General features: G+C 39.9%; 8 protein-coding genes, 1 tRNA gene and 1 pseudogene. All 10 read left to right on the plus strand.

What is annotated here, in order from left to right:
* The first annotated feature begins 164 nt into the window (after positions 1 to 164).
* Positions 165 to 254: transfer RNA gene (locus tag PS1M3_RS06045), tRNA-Ser, on the plus strand.
* A 187-nt stretch (positions 255 to 441) separates the two neighbouring features.
* Positions 442 to 1,682, plus strand: a pseudogene (locus tag PS1M3_RS06050) (integrase domain-containing protein).
* 20 nt (positions 1,683 to 1,702) lie between these two features.
* A complete protein-coding gene (locus PS1M3_RS06055) occupies positions 1,703 to 2,368 on the plus strand; it encodes a hypothetical protein (protein ID WP_138739916.1) in 666 nt (221 codons plus the stop codon).
* Positions 2,369 to 2,496: 128 nt separating this feature from the next.
* Complete coding sequence (gene csm6 / locus PS1M3_RS06060) at positions 2,497 to 3,633, plus strand: CRISPR-associated ring nuclease Csm6 (RefSeq protein ID WP_138739915.1); 1,137 nt, start codon at positions 2,497 to 2,499, stop codon at positions 3,631 to 3,633.
* Positions 3,634 to 3,703: 70 nt separating this feature from the next.
* Entirely contained in the window at positions 3,704 to 7,147 is a 3,444-nt protein-coding gene (locus PS1M3_RS06065; RefSeq protein WP_203986731.1) for a DEAD/DEAH box helicase family protein, read from the plus strand.
* 57 nt (positions 7,148 to 7,204) lie between these two features.
* Positions 7,205 to 9,223 carry an N-6 DNA methylase gene (locus PS1M3_RS06070; RefSeq protein WP_203986733.1) on the plus strand — a complete coding sequence of 673 codons (2,019 nt, stop codon included), beginning with the start codon at positions 7,205 to 7,207 and terminating at the stop codon, positions 9,221 to 9,223.
* 95 nt (positions 9,224 to 9,318) lie between these two features.
* Complete coding sequence (zorA, locus tag PS1M3_RS06075; protein WP_203986735.1) at positions 9,319 to 11,496, plus strand: anti-phage ZorAB system protein ZorA; 2,178 nt, start codon at positions 9,319 to 9,321, stop codon at positions 11,494 to 11,496.
* Positions 11,496 to 12,254 carry an OmpA family protein gene (locus PS1M3_RS06080; RefSeq protein ID WP_024603142.1) on the plus strand — a complete coding sequence of 253 codons (759 nt, stop codon included), beginning with the start codon at positions 11,496 to 11,498 and terminating at the stop codon, positions 12,252 to 12,254. The genes zorA and PS1M3_RS06080 overlap by 1 nt, the downstream gene beginning before the upstream one ends.
* Before the next feature lie 2 nt (positions 12,255 to 12,256).
* Complete coding sequence (locus PS1M3_RS06085) at positions 12,257 to 13,951, plus strand: EH signature domain-containing protein (RefSeq protein WP_203986737.1); 1,695 nt, start codon at positions 12,257 to 12,259, stop codon at positions 13,949 to 13,951.
* A 47-nt stretch (positions 13,952 to 13,998) separates the two neighbouring features.
* Positions 13,999 to 17,022, plus strand: coding sequence for a DEAD/DEAH box helicase (locus tag PS1M3_RS06090; RefSeq protein ID WP_203986739.1), 3,024 nt, complete (start codon positions 13,999 to 14,001; stop codon positions 17,020 to 17,022).
* Positions 17,023 to 17,024: the final 2 nt, after the last annotated feature.

Below are 17,024 nucleotides of genomic sequence, written 5' to 3' on the forward strand. Positions count from 1 at the left end.
CTAGACTGATATAAAAAACGGCTAAGCCTTATGGTTTAGCCGTTTTTTATTGAAAAAGTAAATAACTGCACGATTAATAGCCATTCAACAGTACATATTTAAAAAGGCCTTGCACCTGCGTAACCTATTTCATACTATAACGCGCTGTTGCTATGCAACACCGTGGAGGAATGGCTGAGTGGCTGAAGGCGCACGCCTGGAAAGTGTGTTTAGGTTAATCCCTAACGAGGGTTCGAATCCCTCTTCCTCCACCATCATTCAATATTAGGACGTCTCAGGACGTCCTTTTTTGTGTCTGTAACTAATCAAAATCAATGACTTAGAGTGTTACCCTGTCCCAGGCTGTTTCATCCAAGCTCAAAGCTTTAGTATCTAAAATGGTATTCCTTGAATAAGCTGCCATAATAAAAGAATACTAAATTTGAGTGGGATTCATTTTCTATGGCAAGATCAGCCAAGCAGCTTACCGATACAGCGTTAAAAAAGTAAAAGCAGAGGATAAAGATATAATTTTATCCGATGGTAACGGCTTACAAGTAAAAGTTAGAAAGAGTGGTTCTAAGCTCTGGAACTTTAATTACTACCATCCAATCACAAAAAAGCGTGTCAACATGGGATTAGGCAAGTACCCAGATGTATCTATTGTAAATGCCAGAAAGTTAGCGCAACAAGCCAGAGAACTAGTTGCTTTAGGGACTGATCCAAAAGAGCATAGAGATGAAACCTTAGCTTTTAAACGGGCTCAAGAAGAGTTAACACTAAATAAAGTAGCTTTAGAGTGGTTTGAGGTTAAAAAGCCTGATTTTACGCAAGCTCATGGCGAAGATATTTGGCGATCATTAAATAACCATATACTGCCGGTTATTGGTAAATATCCTATTGGCAAAATTAACGCACCACAAGTAATAAAAATATTAAGGCCTATAGAGGCTAAAGGTACTCTAGAAACAGTTAAGCGTTTAAGCCAACGATTAAACCAAGTTATGACCTACGCAGTTAATAGTGGTTATATTCAAGCTAATCCGCTTGCTGGAATAAAAGAAACATTTAAAAAGCCGCAAAAACAAAATATGCCTTCGTTGAAACCAGAAGAGCTGCCTGAATTGATGCAAACGCTTGCAACGGCGTCAATTAAACGAGTAACCCGCTTTTTGATTGAATGGCAGTTACATACTCTTACCCGCCCAGGTGAAGCGGCCGGTACCCGTTGGGATGAAATTGATTTTGAGAATAAACTATGGATTATCCCAGCTGAACGAATGAAAAAGCGCAGAGAGCATGCCATTCCTCTATCAAATCAAGCTATAGAGTTATTAGAATCAATAAAACCAATTTCAGGGCATAGAGACTTTGTTTTTCCGTCAGACAGAAACCCGAGAACCCATATCAACAATGAGACAGCTAATATGGCTCTAAAACGCATGGGGTTTGAGGGCCGTTTAGTAAGCCATGGCTTACGTTCGCTTGGAAGAACAACATTAAATGAGCATGAGTTTAATCCAGATATAATAGAAGCCGCACTGGCACATGTAGATAAAAACCAGGTTCGTTCTGCTTATAATAGAGCTGAATATATAGAAAAACGTAGAGAGTTGATGAACTGGTGGAGTGAGCATATAGCAAAGGCATCTCAAGGTTCATTGTCGGTATCAGGACATAAGCACCTTTTAAAAGTTGGTTAGAAGAAAAATAAGGATATAAAATGGCTTTAACACAAATGCAAATCATTCAGTCGCTGGGTGAAGTAATGAGCTGGTTAGAAAGGGAGTTAAGTTGGGATGTACCTGCAACAGAGCTTAGACATTTAACAGGTAGAATTGGGGAGCTGTACGCCGCACTTATAACAAATGGACGCATGGCAACAGAGGTTAACCAGGCGGGGTACGATGTTGTATCAAGCAGTGGCGAGCGTATATCAGTCAAAACAACAGGTAGAATGCATACAGGTGGCCATATAAGCTTTAATACTAATACGCTAAACTTGGTTGATCGTATAATTATTTTAAGAATCAATACAGATGAGATGCAAGTTGAAACTTTATTAGATGCGCCCGTTGAAGAAGCTAAAAAACTAATGAGTGATGCAGTAACGGGAAAAAGCTGTATTACAATGAGTAAGTTAATAAACGCACCAGTTAAGCCACGTATATTATTAAATGTAAAAGAAGTTATATGGAATAACTACAAATTGGTGGAGCTTGAAAACGGCACTATTGAAGTGTTTTTAAATGACGAGCTTGTAACACCCAGTAAGCCTTACTTGCGTGATATTGCTAAAGAGTTAGGGATTTCAATTTTAAATGGCAACGGGAATCCGTTTAATACACGCCAGCTGGGTTCTGTGTTGATTAAAGAGTTATTAAATTAAAGCTACTGTTGTTTATACACCGTAGCTTAAAGGCAAGAAATAAGGCCTCTAATCCACTGAGCTCAAACAAGTTTCATTAACTATGTAATTTATGTATTATGCAGATTCCTCATACAAAAGGATCGTTGATGAAGAATGTACTACTAATAGTTACCGGTGCAAGCCCGCAGGTATTAACCGAAACTCTTTTTGCGCTTTATCAGCAGGGTAAGCCTATGCCTGAAGAAATTTTTGTTATTACAACAAAAAGCACCAAGGCTATGCTCACCGATGGATTATTTAAGCAAGGTAATTTAGCTAAATTAATAGCAGATTATAAACTTCCTGATATTAAACTCCCCGATGAAAATATTTGGCTAATAGAAGATGACAAAGGCCAACCTATTAATGATGCTAAATCTGAAATAGAACAAACCTACATGGCCGACTTTATTACGCGTAAAGTGTTTGAACTTACCAATAAAAACGATATTAGTATTCATGCATCCATTGCAGGTGGACGTAAAACAATGGCGTTTTATTTAGGCTATGCCATGTCATTATTAGGCCGTGAGCAAGATTCGCTCAGTCATGTATTTGTGAATAACGAATTTGAATTTGTTAGAGACTTTTACTACCCAACACCTTACGACCACATTATTGATGGTAAAAATGGCACGCAAGTAAACTGTATTAATGCAAATGTAACCCTTGCCGAAATACCCTTTGTACGAATGCGCCAATCTATCGACGAAACCCTCATTGCAAATATGCAAAGTGCATCGTTTAGCCAAACAGTAGCAAGCTTAAACTCAGCGCATAAAAAAGATTTAACCCTTGAAGTAAACGCAAAAGCAAAAACGCTCACCTTTGCAGGTATCGAAATTAAACTTACCGCAAAAGAAACTGCCTTCTATTTATGGTTAAACCAATACAGCCAAAGTGAACATAAAAAGCTAGTGGTGGGTCGTGATTTTGAAGAGTCTTTGCGATACAGCAAAGAGTACCTCATACATTTACAGCAAAATAGCAGTGATTTACGTATATTTCGTGATACGTTTGGCATAGAGCCCGAAGATTTTAGAGACGGTTTACACAGTAATTTAAAAGTAATGGAAAAAACCTTTGTGCAACAAACGCGTAGCCGCATAAATAGTAAAATAAATAAGGTGTTACCAAACGAGCTTGCTAAAAAAATAGCGATTGATTCTAATAACCAAAGCTTTGAAACAAGCTACTGGTTAAGCGCAGTAACACACAATATAAAAATAAATATAACGGCTTAATATTCGCAAGCTTGCAAACGCATAAAAATAATAACGCATGGTAAATTAGTTGATAAGGAAGTAATCAGGAATGAAGCAATCAATGAACTTTGAACATATTCAATCTAAGTGGCCAGAGCTACACCAGTTAGCCGCTTTTGCAGAAGACTATGCGATTACCGATCCACAAAGCTCACTGGTTAAGCTGCGTTGCTTTGCCGAAAAAGTAGTAGGCTACTTATATAAAGAACTTAGTTTACCTGTTTTACCCACTTCTAACATTTTTGATAAACTTACCGCCGACGACTTTACCAGTGCCGTACCGCGTTTAATTACCGATAAACTTCACGCCATTCGTAAAAGTGGTAATCAAGCAGCCCACGAAGGCAAAGTTGATCAACAACAAGCTATTTGGATATTAAAAGAAAGCTACTTTGTAGCCTCGTACTTATTTATGGCGTATGCCAATGGCACGCAACAAGAGTGCCCAGAGTTTAAAGCGCCTGAGCAAACACAGCCTACTAACCAAAGTGATGCCGAGTTTGTAAAAAAGAACAAGCAACTCACCAAGCAGCTAGCCGAAAATCAGGCCCGTTTAAAACGCGCACTTGACGAACTAGAAGCCGCAGAGCTTGCACAAAAACAAGCACAGCAGCAAGCAGCAAAACTAAAACAAACTATTGATGCTGAAAAGCTGGCTCAGGTTAAAACCCGCAATGAGCAAATTGTTAACTCTAGTTTTAACTTTAACGAAGATGAAACCCGTAAACGCATTATCGATTTAGATTTACGTAATGCAGGGTGGAATGTAGCACTTGATGACGAATCAACAGAAGACGTAGGCAAAGAAGTAAAAGTAACAGACCAACCTACAACAACAGGCGTAGGCTATGTTGACTACGTTTTATGGGATGACGACGGTAAACCACTTGCGGTAATAGAGGCAAAACGCACTCGCGAAAATATCGAAAAAGGTCGCCAACAAGCAACGCTTTATGCCAATGCGCTCGAAAAGCAATATGGCCAACGCCCCGTTATTTTTTACTCTAACGGCTGGGATATAAAAATTCTCGATGATGCCCAAGGCTACAATAGCCGCGGCTTATACGGTTACTATTCAAAAGATTCTCTGCAGTACTTAATCAAACAGCGCACGCTTAAAAAAGATCTAAATACTACGCCGATTGATACAAATGTAGCAGGGCGCTTGTATCAAATGGAAACCATAACCCGGGTGTGTGAGCGTTTTAGTGATAAACACCGCAAAGCGCTTATAGTTCAAGCAACCGGCACAGGTAAAACACGCGTATCTATTGCCCTTGCCAAACGGCTGCTCGATGCAGGTTGGGCTAAGCGCGTACTATTTTTATGTGACCGAAAAGAACTACGTAAACAAGCGGGTAACGCCTTTACCGAATTCACCAAAGAGCCAGTACATATTGTTGGTAAAAGCGCTAAAAACACAGCAGCCAGCGCGCGGGTATTTATAGCAACGTACCCAGGTATGCTACGCATAATGAACAAGTACGACGTAGGCTATTTTGACCTAATAGTAGCTGATGAATCCCACCGTTCAATTTACAATATATATGGTGATATTTTTAAGTACTTTGATGCACTCGAGGTAGGCTTAACCGCCACTCCGGTAGAAATGGTATCGCGCTCAACGTGTGATTTGTTTGGTTGCGATTACAAACTACCCACAGCCAACTACCCACTTGAAGACGCGATAGAACAAGGCAACTTAGTCCCTTACAAAATTGTAAGTTACACCACACAGTTTTTGCGCGAAGGCATTAAAAAAGACAACCTAACCGATGAGCAAATAGCCCAATTAGAAGAGCAAGGCATTGACCCTAACGAGCTTGACTTTGACGCAAAACAAATAGACGAAGCCATTAAAAATAAAGACACCAACAGGCTCATACTGCGTAACTTAATGGAGAAAGGTCTGCGCGATAAAGACGGCCAACTGCCCGGTAAAACAATCATATTCGCCCGTAACATAGCTCATGCCGAATTAATGGCCCAGCTGTTTAGCGAGCTTTACCCGCAGCATGGTGCTAATTTTTGCCGCGTTATTCACTCAAAGTACGAACGGGCCGAAGAGCTAATAGACGATTTTAAATCAAGCGACGAAAACAGCATGCGTATAGCCGTATCGGTCGATATGCTCGACACCGGCATAGACGTGCCTGAATGCGTAAACCTTGTATTTGCAAAACCCATAAAATCAAAAGTAAAGTTTTGGCAAATGATTGGCCGTGGCACACGCTTATGCGAAAACCTATACGGGCCAGGGCAGCACAAAACTCACTTTTTAATATTCGATCACTGGGCAAACTTTGAATACTTTGACGAAAACCCAGAAGAAGACGACGTAAAACAAGCAAAATCGTTACTGCAAAAACTATTTGAAGCGCGGGTAACCCTTGCACAAACCGCCCTCAAAAAAGCAAACATGGATGTGTTTGACCAAACCATTAAATTAATTCACGACGATATTTGCCTACTGCCAATGGAATCAATATCGGTGCGCGATAACTGGCTAGTGGTCGAAACCTATAAGGATTTAAAACGTCTTAATCAATTTGCACCGCAAACAGTAAGCGATCTGCTTGAAAAAGTCGCGCCACTTATGCAATGGCGTAACATAATGGGGCAAAGTGAAGCGTATAAGTTTGATTTAGAGCTAACCACTATCCAAACACTAATATTTACCGATGCAAACCAAATTGATTTAGCTAAACAAAGTATAATGAACAAGGTTGAATCGCTTCAAATGCACCTAAACGAAGTGCGTAGCAAAGCACCTGCAATAGAAGAAATACAAACACAGCAGTACTGGCAGTATTTAACCCATGCAGCGCTTGAGCAAAGCCGCATTAATTTACGCAGTATTATTCACCTGCGTAATAAAAGCGTAACGCCGCCAAAAGGTGACTTTGTGCTTGATATAATTGAAGACGAAAATCAAATACACGAAGCCGACAGGCTTACAAAAATAGTCTCTATTGATTATCAAATATACCGCCAAGAGGTAGAAAAAACACTCACCCCGTTATTTGAAACCGACAGCGTACTTAAAAAAATTCGCAACGGCGAACAAGTAACCGAAGCCGACTTAGCGCAATTAAGCTCGTTAGTGCATACGCAAAACCCAAGTGTTGATTTAAATACATTAAAAGAGTTTTTTCCCGAATCAACCGCGACGCTCGACAAAATATTGCGTACCATAGTCGGTATGGATAAAAACGCCATAGAGCAGAGCTTTACTACCTTTGTGCAGCAAATACACACCCATGTAAATGCCAAGCAACAACGCTTTATTGGTATGTTAAAAAACCACTTAATTCGCCACGGCGCTATTGAAATAGCCCAGCTTTACGATGCACCTTTTACACAAATACACGACATGGGGCTCGATGGCGTATTTAGCCAGCAACAAGCTGATGTAATAGAGCAATTTATTAAGCAGTTTGACGTAAAATTAGGCAGCAAAGCCCAAAGCGTTGAAAAGCAAATACACCTTTAATTTTATAAGCGCGTAATTTACACCGCGCTTAAACAGCACTAACTAGGATACACATTAATGATAACCGGACCTTTAAAAAGTAAAATCGACAAACTATGGGAAGAATTTTGGACAGGCGGTATCACTAACCCGCTTACCGTAGTAGAGCAAATTACTTTTTTAATGTATGCCCGTATGCTCGACATGAACGAGCAAGCCGACGAAAAACGAAGTGCGCGCACTAAGCAGCCGTTTAACCGCCGCTTTAGTGACGCCGAACAACATATTCGTTGGCAAAACCTGCGCCATTTAGGCGCAGAAGAGCTATACAAACTGGTTAAAGATGAACTGTTTCCGTACTTTTCAAAAACCTCAGGCGATGTTTCGCCAGAAGGCGCGATATTTAACGAGTTTATGAAAGACGCGCAATTAATGATTCAAAAGCAAAGCCTATTGGTAAAAGCGGTTGAAATGGTAAACGACCTGCCGCTTGAAAACTCAGACACCAAAGGCGATTTATACGAATACTTGCTTAGCAAGCTCACCACCGCAGGCATAAACGGCCAATTTAGAACGCCGCGCCACATTATACGCGCCATGGTCGAAATGATGGACCCCGATGTAACCAGCCAAATATGTGACCCATCAACCGGCACCGGTGGTTTTTTGTCGGTAAGTTACGAATACCTATTACAAAAATACACATCAGCCGAGGGCATAGAGCGCGAGCCCGTGCTTGATGTAGATGGCAACGTACAATGTGATGATAGCGGTAAACCGCTCGAAAACCTGCTCTACTCAGGCGACTTAATTACCCCAGAGCAGCGCAGCCACATAGATGCTCACATGTTCAACGGCTTTGATTTTGACGCCACCATGCTACGCGTAGCCGCCATGAACCTAGTAATGCACGGTATTAAACAACCGGGCATTCATTATCAAGATACCCTAAGCCAAAACTTTAAAGAGCACTACCCACAAAAGGCAAAAGAAGGGTACGACTTAATATTCGCCAACCCGCCATTTAAAGGTAGCCTAGACGAAGAAGACGTATGCCCCGAGTTATTACGTAAAGTAAAAACAAAAAAAACCGAGTTGCTGTTTGTTGCTTTAATTGAGCGCATGCTAAAAGTGGGGGGGAGAACTGCTACAATTGTACCTCTGGGAGTGCTAGAGGGTGAAAGTAATGCTCATAAAAAATTGAGGGAGGGGTTACTAAAAAACAATCAATTAGAGGCTGTAATAGCTTTACCTCATTGGATATTTAAACCATATGCAAGTGTAGCGACTGCAATTATTATATTAACAAAAGGAAGTAAAACGGAAAATACTTGGTTTTATCAATTAGAGAACGATGGGTTTTCTGATGGAGCCAATAAATTACCTATAGTTGGTAGTGAGCTTCCTAAATTAGTACAACTGTTTAAAAATAGAAATGAAAGTGACTATAGTCCAGAACTAGGTAAGCATCGTTTTGTTCCAATTAAAGAAATTCATGAAAATAACTTTGATTTATGCCCCAAAATTTATCTTAGGAAATATCAATACCCCGAAGGGATAAGGCTTAACAAATTAAATGAGTATTTTACTGGTTGTAAAGGAAAATTAGCTGCTGCTGAGTCAACTATGTGTGGGGAGGTTGATTTCATTACTACATCTTCGAAGTTTAAAAAGTGCGCAAATGCAGGCTTTCATGGGCAAGCTATTTGTATACCATTAGTTTCTTCAACAGGGCATGGGCACGCAAGTATAAACAACATTCATTATTATGATGGGGTTTTCCAAGCCGCATCAATACTAGGCGTGTTTCAACCCAGAGAAAATACAACATCTTTATTCGTTAAATACACATATGTTTACCTTTTAACGCATAAAGATGAAATATTAATTCCATATATGAAGGGTGCTGCGAATGTAAGCTTAACGGTTGAAAGGATACTAAATATTAAGATACCGATTATTGATGAAACTGAACAATCAGTATTAGTCGAGAGGTTCTTCGATATTTCTGAAAGTATAGCAAGTTTAGAAAAAAAGTTAGATGTAGCAAAATCACAGAAAAATTTGCTGATTGAAGAAATAAAAGCTTCTATCTAAAATAGCTTTTATTCAAATAAAGCCTTTAGTAGAAATATAAATTTGCTAATTATAAAGTAAGAAATACCCGCATTCTAAGGGATTAGGAGAAAGTAATGTTTGAAGATTTACTATTAAATGCTGATTTATTATGGCCAGATGCATTGTTAGGGCGTTGGTTTATTATTGCCATGCTATTACTTTTTGGATTCGCGATTTCTCGCGTTTTCAAATTAAGTAGTAATAGTAAAAAAACAATAAAAGGCGTTGAGGAAATTGTAGCAGGCCAAACTACAAGTTCGCTTTACGATAATATTGCTACTATCAAGGATAAAGCAAAGGCCTCAAACAACGAGGTAGTTAAAAACCTTTGGCGTGAGTTTGATGAAAGCTTAGTGCTCGACCACCGTGAAAAAGGGGTTTATAACACCTTAGATGCTGAGCACTTTTTTAATCCAAGAACACTGGCCTCTGGTATCACTTCAAATAGATTACTCGCCGCAGCTCCCTCTTTTTTAACCGCAATTGGTGTATTAGGTACTTTTTTAGGCTTAACAATGGGCTTAAAAGGGTTGCACATGGAGACGAAGGAAATAGAAGCCCTAAAAGATGGTATTACGAGCATGATTAATGGCTCGGCAATGGCATTTGTGACCTCTGTTTGGGGGGTAGGGCTTAGTTTATTGCTTAATGTGTTTGAGAAGAACACAGAGCGAAGAATAGTTAAAAAAGTAGTAAAAGTTCAGCAAACTATCGATTTTTTATTTCCTCGTTTGCCTGCTGAAAAGTCACTTGTTGATATTTCTAAAAACACCAGTGACAGCAGTGAAGCACTGCAAGAATTGCATGAGCGAATTGGCGATCGCCTACAAGAAACCATTACAGGCATGAATAAAGACATGCAAGAGGCCTTTACCAATGCACTTAACAATGTAATGGCACCGGCTATGCAATCTTTAGTCAGTAATGCCAGCCAACAAACCAGCGGCGTGTTGGAGCATTTAATTGGTAATTTTACCGAAAGCATGCAAGCGGCAGGCAGAGGCCAAGGCGAGCTTATACAAAAGTCGACAGAGCAAATGCATGAGGCAGTAAGCAGCTTGAGCGGGCAAATGAGCGCAGTGCTTGAACAAAGCAGTAAACAAGCTGAGTTACTGGCTGAGCAACAAGCGGGTGTGTCATCGCAATTTAACCAGCAACTAGAAGCGATGCTGAACAAAAGCGAAGAACGTCAACAGCTTATGGAGCAAAAACTGTTTGCAGCGATTGAGTCGCAGCAGGAATCGCAAGCGACGCGTGAAGCAAACCATGTAGATAATTTACAGTCGGTATTAGGTGGCTGGTTAACTGAGCAATCGCAAACGCTTAATAAGCTTTCTGACTCTATGGCCGAGGTACAAACTGTAATGGGCGAATCGAACCGTGGATTTGTTAATGAGCTTTCGAGCCAAAACGAAAAAACAACAGCGCAGCAACAGGCGTTCACCAGTGGCCTTGAAACCAGCTTACAAAGCTTTATGCAAAGCACTGAACAACGCCAAAAGGCACTTGAAGAAACGTTTGGTTCATTAATTAATAGCCAACAGCTTGAAGCCTCTAAGCGTGACTCAGAATATCGTGAGCAATTACAAACGCAGTTAGGTAAGTGGCTAGCACAACAAGACCAAATGCTTACCTCGATGACTGATGCTGTAAAACGTACGCAAACACATATGGACTCGGTTATTGCACAACATAAAGACGTTATAGGAGAGCTTAAAACGGTTGCGGAGTCATCTGCTACAAGTAGCCAAAACCTGAGCAATAGCGCCAACCAGATTGGGGTGTTATCGGGTAATCTATTAAAAGCAACAGAGTTGTTTGATACGCGCTTAGCTGATATGACCGACACTATTAAAGGTATTTCTGCGCAAAATGATGGATTAGCAAATCACGTAATTGAACAAGCTAAAGTGCTAAGAGGGCTGGAAACCTCGCTTGTTGCTACAACAGAACAATTTGGTAATACAGCTAAATTAGCTCAAAGTGGCTTTAGCGAAATGAAAACACACCAGAGTGACTTTATACGTGGTGTTGAGGCGTCGTTTGAGGGGCTGAGTAATACCTTAGCTAAGCAAGTATCGGATATTGAAAAGCAAACGAATGAGTGGCTACGTAGTTATTCATCAGAGGTAAATACCCAAGTTAAAGAGCGTATGGAAACCTGGAATACCACAACTCGTAAATTTAGCGATCAAATGCTTAGAACAGTGAGCTCTATTTCTGATTTAGTGGATGAATTGGAGCGTAGCTAATGCGAGTATTTAGAAGCAACCAAGTAAATGTTGATGAAGAAAACCCGTATTGGATGTCGTTTTCGGATATTTTGTCGGGTTTGCTTATTTTATTTGTTTTAGCGTCTGTTGTGTTAATGGTTGAGCTTATGGAAGCCAAAGAAGAGCTAGAAAATAAACAACAAGCATTTACTCAAGAGCTAGAAATGCTGCACATGGCTGAGGGTGTTCGTAAAACGATATTACACGAAGCTGCTGATTTACTGCGTAAGCGAGGCATACAAGTCACGGTTAGCGAAAATGAAACGGTATTAAGTATACCTAACGATATTTTAGGGTTTGATAGCGCTGCATTTAATATAAGTGCTCAGTTTGAAGGCACTGCACTTGAAATAGGAGAGGTGCTAGCTGAGGTTATAAATAAAGATAACCGTGAGCAATTTCTTGATACTATTTTTATTGAAGGGCACACCGACAGTAAAAACTTTTATGGCATGATGGGTAAGGGTAATTGGGGCTTATCGACCTTTAGGGCGATTTCGTTATGGGAGCTCTGGGTTAAATTACTGCCAAGCCAACATGATTTAGCTAGTATTACTAACAAAGAAGGCAACCCACTTTTTTCGGTGAGTGGCTATGCGGCAACAAGGCGCATGGTTGTTGAAGAGCTAACAGAGAGTGATTTTAGATCAAACAGACGCATTGATATACGCTTTACAATTCGTAGACCCACCAGTGCTGAATACGAAACAGTAAGAAGCCGTTTGGAGATGCCTTAATTATGCTGCATTTACCTCCTATTCCAGAGCTTGCTCAGTTTAACTGGGAGCGTATGTCACAACAGTGGAGTAGCCTGACATTACAAACAAAAAAAATTGCTGATGGTGCAGGGCAAGGCGAAGAGTTTAAAGTCCTTGAGCAACAGGTTAATCGCTACGTTATGTACGATCAAAAAGAAAAGCTTAAACAAATTTTAATTAAGCGAAAAGGCGTGCGTGTTTTAACTCAGTTATGGATTGATAAAGAAGACGTAAGAAAAAACTCCTTAAACGAACAAACAATAGATTACATTCAAGCTAAACATCCCAAACTGGGTATGTCGTCGTTAATGAATTTAATTTCACTGGTTTATCGATATTTTGATGCACTGGTTGATGGCAATATTTTTAACCGATTAACGCAGTGGCTTAACCAGCAAATAGAGCAACGTTTAAAAGATCGCAAAAACTCAAGTGACACAATATTATCGGTGCTTAACCAAGCTAAATGGCTGCTAGATTTAACCGCTCCTAAGGCTTTGGTTAACCTTGCCAAACAAAATCATTTAGACTTAAACGAACAATTAAAAAAACTACGCTTAAACGAGCTGCCGCAAGGGCGATTTTTAGATATTTGTCATGCGCAATATTACTTAGATACGCTAAGAGAAATCCCCGTTGGTGAGCAACATGATGTTCTGCATGAGCTACTAAAACAAGATGTTGCCACAATGCCTTTTGAAGAAGGTAAACGAATAGGGCACATAGCGCTTGAAATTATTATTGATCGCTCTGCTGGTGCACCAAGTGAAATATGGCAAAACTTTGTACTGAACTTAGCGGGCGACCCGCGTATTGCGAATACTGCTACAAATTACCGCCTGTGGTGGAAGCCCATTGGTGAGAATAGAGTAAAAGCAGTAACAAGCTGGCTTGCCAAAGAAGACTTACGGTTATTTTTAGGCGCTATTGAAGAGTACGCAAATTACACCGGTGATGAAGCGCTAAATAGAATGTTCCCAGCTCGTAAGCGCTTTTTAGAAGGGCTTTATGAACATGGCTTTGTGCGCAATGCTCGGCTAATGCTTGGAAACCAAGCAGAGCATACAGTTAAGCGAGTGTTAGGAAAGAGTTTAACAACCAGTTATATAAACCTTAGAGGAATGACTCAAACTTCCATTATTTATTTAGATTGCGGTGATTTTCATATCATTGAAGGGTCGCATAACTTTAAGCTATGGATTTATATGGGCCTACCGAGTAATAAGTTGAATGATTACTCTTTGAGTGAGTTAAACCATTTTGCTTTAACAAATAGCTTTCCACAAGAATATAAAAAGAACTATCCAAAAGGCGAGTTAATGCCTATTCAACACTCGCCGACTTCTTGGCAAAAAAATGCGATTGATTTTTTAACTCAAAATGGCATTGAACTCGATTTAGAAAAACTATTTTATAAAGACGAATACAGAAGATATGTTAATCGTTATGGATTACCTGTGGTAAGAAAAATAGTAGAAGAAAAGAGTCTTTTGGAAATCAATTTATTAAACGCTCTAGAAGTGTACCAACCAATTACCGCCAAAGAGCTCGTTAAGGTTTTAAACAGTGAGTTTAATATGAAGGCTGACCGCTCAACTGTGAATTCTAAACTTTATTCAATGTTATCTGAAAATAGAGTAACTAGAGACGACAGGCTCTGTTGGGAACTTGCTTAATAAGTAAATTGCGTACTAGGAATATTTAAAAGGGATCAAATAAAAATATGTCACTTGTTAGTTTGATAAAAGGGCTTTTGCCTAAGAATAAAAATAGTCATTTAGCAGATGAACGATACTCTTTAGTGTATGACTCGTATGGCGTTAATTTTGCCACTGACGAAGCTTCATTCCACTGCCTTAACAAAGGTGAGGGCGGAGGTAGCCAGCTTATTCAGCATGTTGTACTTAAAATGCTACAAGAGCGAGATATTGCACAGCTTATACCCAATGGCTTTAGACTAGACAGCGAACAAGCATGTTTATTAGACCCCGAAGATGCAGAAGTTTTAGGCCTACCGCCTTTTTTTAATAACGACTTTGATGTTGATATTCAAGGTAGAACCACTAAAAGTAGCTTTACGCTGCAATTATTTGCAAAATTTGAGCAGCAAAAATATCCAGTAAAAAGAAAAGGACCGATACTTTTTTTTAGTGAGCAAACACAATATTTAATGACGCCAGAGCAGCTTAATGCTGTTTTAGCCGTAGAAATACATTCGTCGCTTACGCCCGATGACCGCACTGAGCTAAATAATGTGTTGGCAGTTGCTAAGTTACAGCAAGCCGTTAAAGATGGATTAAAGCTAGATTTAAAACATTTTGATAAGTTTGATTTAGTACAACCAGAACACATCACAGTAACTGCAAACCAAAGGGCTGATGGTAGCTTAGAGCTTAGCCCAAGCTTTGGTGATGGCTCTTCATCCGACGACTTACAAAATCGTTTAGCTCAGCTCCAGGGCGACGGGCAAGTAATGCGAATAAAAGACCGCATTGTTTTACTTACTGACGATAAAAAACAGGCTGTTAAAGAAGTACTGCAAAATAGAACCATTCCTGCACACAAAGTGGCAGAATTTATTAAAACCCCTTCAGCTTTTTTAGATGCATCTATTTTAAACCTCGATCTTGGGTTTTCTCTCAGAGTTGCTGGTATTGGCAAAATGGTACACATTCCTTTTGGTCAAGACAGTGACGGAAGTAATGGCTGGTTTTCGACTAACACAGATAGTGAACCACCAGAGCGATTGGTAAAGTTGCTTGAATGCGAGGAAGACGTTGTATCGTTTGAGCAAAGCTACCAGCAAGCTAAAGGGCAAAATGCTGATAGTGTCTTTGTTGATGATGAGTCAATTGATATACGCGATGAGCAGCGCGTAACTGAAACACTCGCAGAGGTAAGAGAAAATTTGGCAAATCCATCCAATGAAACGGATATATCTGATACTGATGATTTGCCGGTTAAAAAAGAACAAGTTTCTTTATTGCTTAAAGACACCGAAGAGCATAATAAAGATATCGTTAATAAAGTTTCGCAGCTTAATAAAAGTATTACCTTTGACAGAACTAATTTAGCAAGAACACCTTTTCCTCACCAAGAGTCCGGCATTAGTTGGATGCTGTCGTTACTCAAATCAGCGCAGTTGGATAATTATGAAGATATGTATCGAGTACAGGGGGCTTTGTTAGCGGATGATATGGGGCTAGGTAAAACCTATATGACGCTGGTAATGATGGCTGAGTACCTGACAATACAAAGGCAAAATAATAAATCAGAAAAGCCTATATTAATAGTTGCACCGCTTAGCTTATTAGAAAACTGGGAACAAGAGGTTGATGCTACTTTTAATGAGTCGCCATTTAGGGACATTAAGGTATTACAGTCAGCAAGAGATTTAAAAGAGTTTAGAGTTAAAGGAGCTGAAAGAGAGTCTATGCAGCTGGCCACAGTTATCGATGACTCTCATGCAGATCACGAATCTATTCGTTACGCTTTACATGTTGGAGCTGATGCAGCTACAAAGCGCTTAGACATGGATAGACGTGTTGTTATTACTACCTACCAAACACTTCGAGACTATCAGTTTTCACTATGCGTAATTGATTGGGGGGTGGTGGTATTTGATGAAGCTCAGAATATTAAAAACCCGAATACCCAAGCCACTCGGGCAGCTAAAGGCTTAAAAGCTGATTTTAAGTTATTGGCAACAGGCACCCCTGTTGAAAATAGCTTAAGTGAGTTTTGGTGCTTAATGGATACAGCACAACCAGGGTTATTAGGCGATTGGGGCTATTTTAGAGAACGCTGGATCAAGCCAATAAGCAGTGCTAATGAAGAAGAAAAAGCAGAGGTACGGTTAGACGTTGGCAACGACTTACGTAATGCTGCAGGCCAGTTTATGTTACGTCGAACCAAGGAAGACGAACTAACCGGAATGCCGACTAAAACAATAAAAACAGGCATTCATAAAGATTTAGCCGACAATATGGCATTTGCACCTGAACTCGCTCGTAATATGACCGGCGGACAATTACTTGGCTACAACCAAATTGTTGAAGATTATAGAGCTGAAAAAGCGAAAGAGCAGGGCGGCGGCCATGCTTTAACTGTGTTACAGCAATTAAGGGCTGTTAGCTTACATCCAAGGCTTGATGAGGTTTTTAAACAGCCGCCGAGTAATGCAAAAGATGCTCAGCGTAATTTACAAGAGTCTGAAAAGTTGCGCATGTTGTTAGATATATTGTCAGATATAAAAAACAAAAAAGAGAAGGTAATAATTTTTGCAACAACCAAAAAACTTCAAGCTGTTCTTAAAATATGCCTAGATAAAATTTATGAGCTAAACATCCATGTTATTAATGGTGATAGTAAAGCGATGGCAACTAAAAAGGATCAGCTCTCTCGTAAAGGGATGATCACCGACTTTGAAGCAAAAGAAGGCTTTAATATTATCATTATGTCGCCGGTAGCAGCAGGCGTTGGCTTAACAGTTATTGGTGCGAATCACGTAGTCCATTTAGAGCGCCATTGGAACCCAGCAAAAGAGGCACAAGCTACAGACCGAGTTTATCGCATAGGTCAAAAAAAGCCTGTGTTTATTCACTTACCCTGCCTTTTACATCCTGAGTATGATTCGTTTGATGTGAACTTAGACAAGCTACTCGCAAAGAAAACCATGCTAAGAGATGCGGTAGTAACGCCTGAAGTGGTGAGTGAGCATGAACTAATGTCGTCAATGGGGTTATGAGG

It is taken from the genome of Pseudoalteromonas sp. PS1M3, assembly GCF_016865405.1.
Lineage (GTDB): Bacteria > Pseudomonadota > Gammaproteobacteria > Enterobacterales > Alteromonadaceae > Pseudoalteromonas > Pseudoalteromonas marina.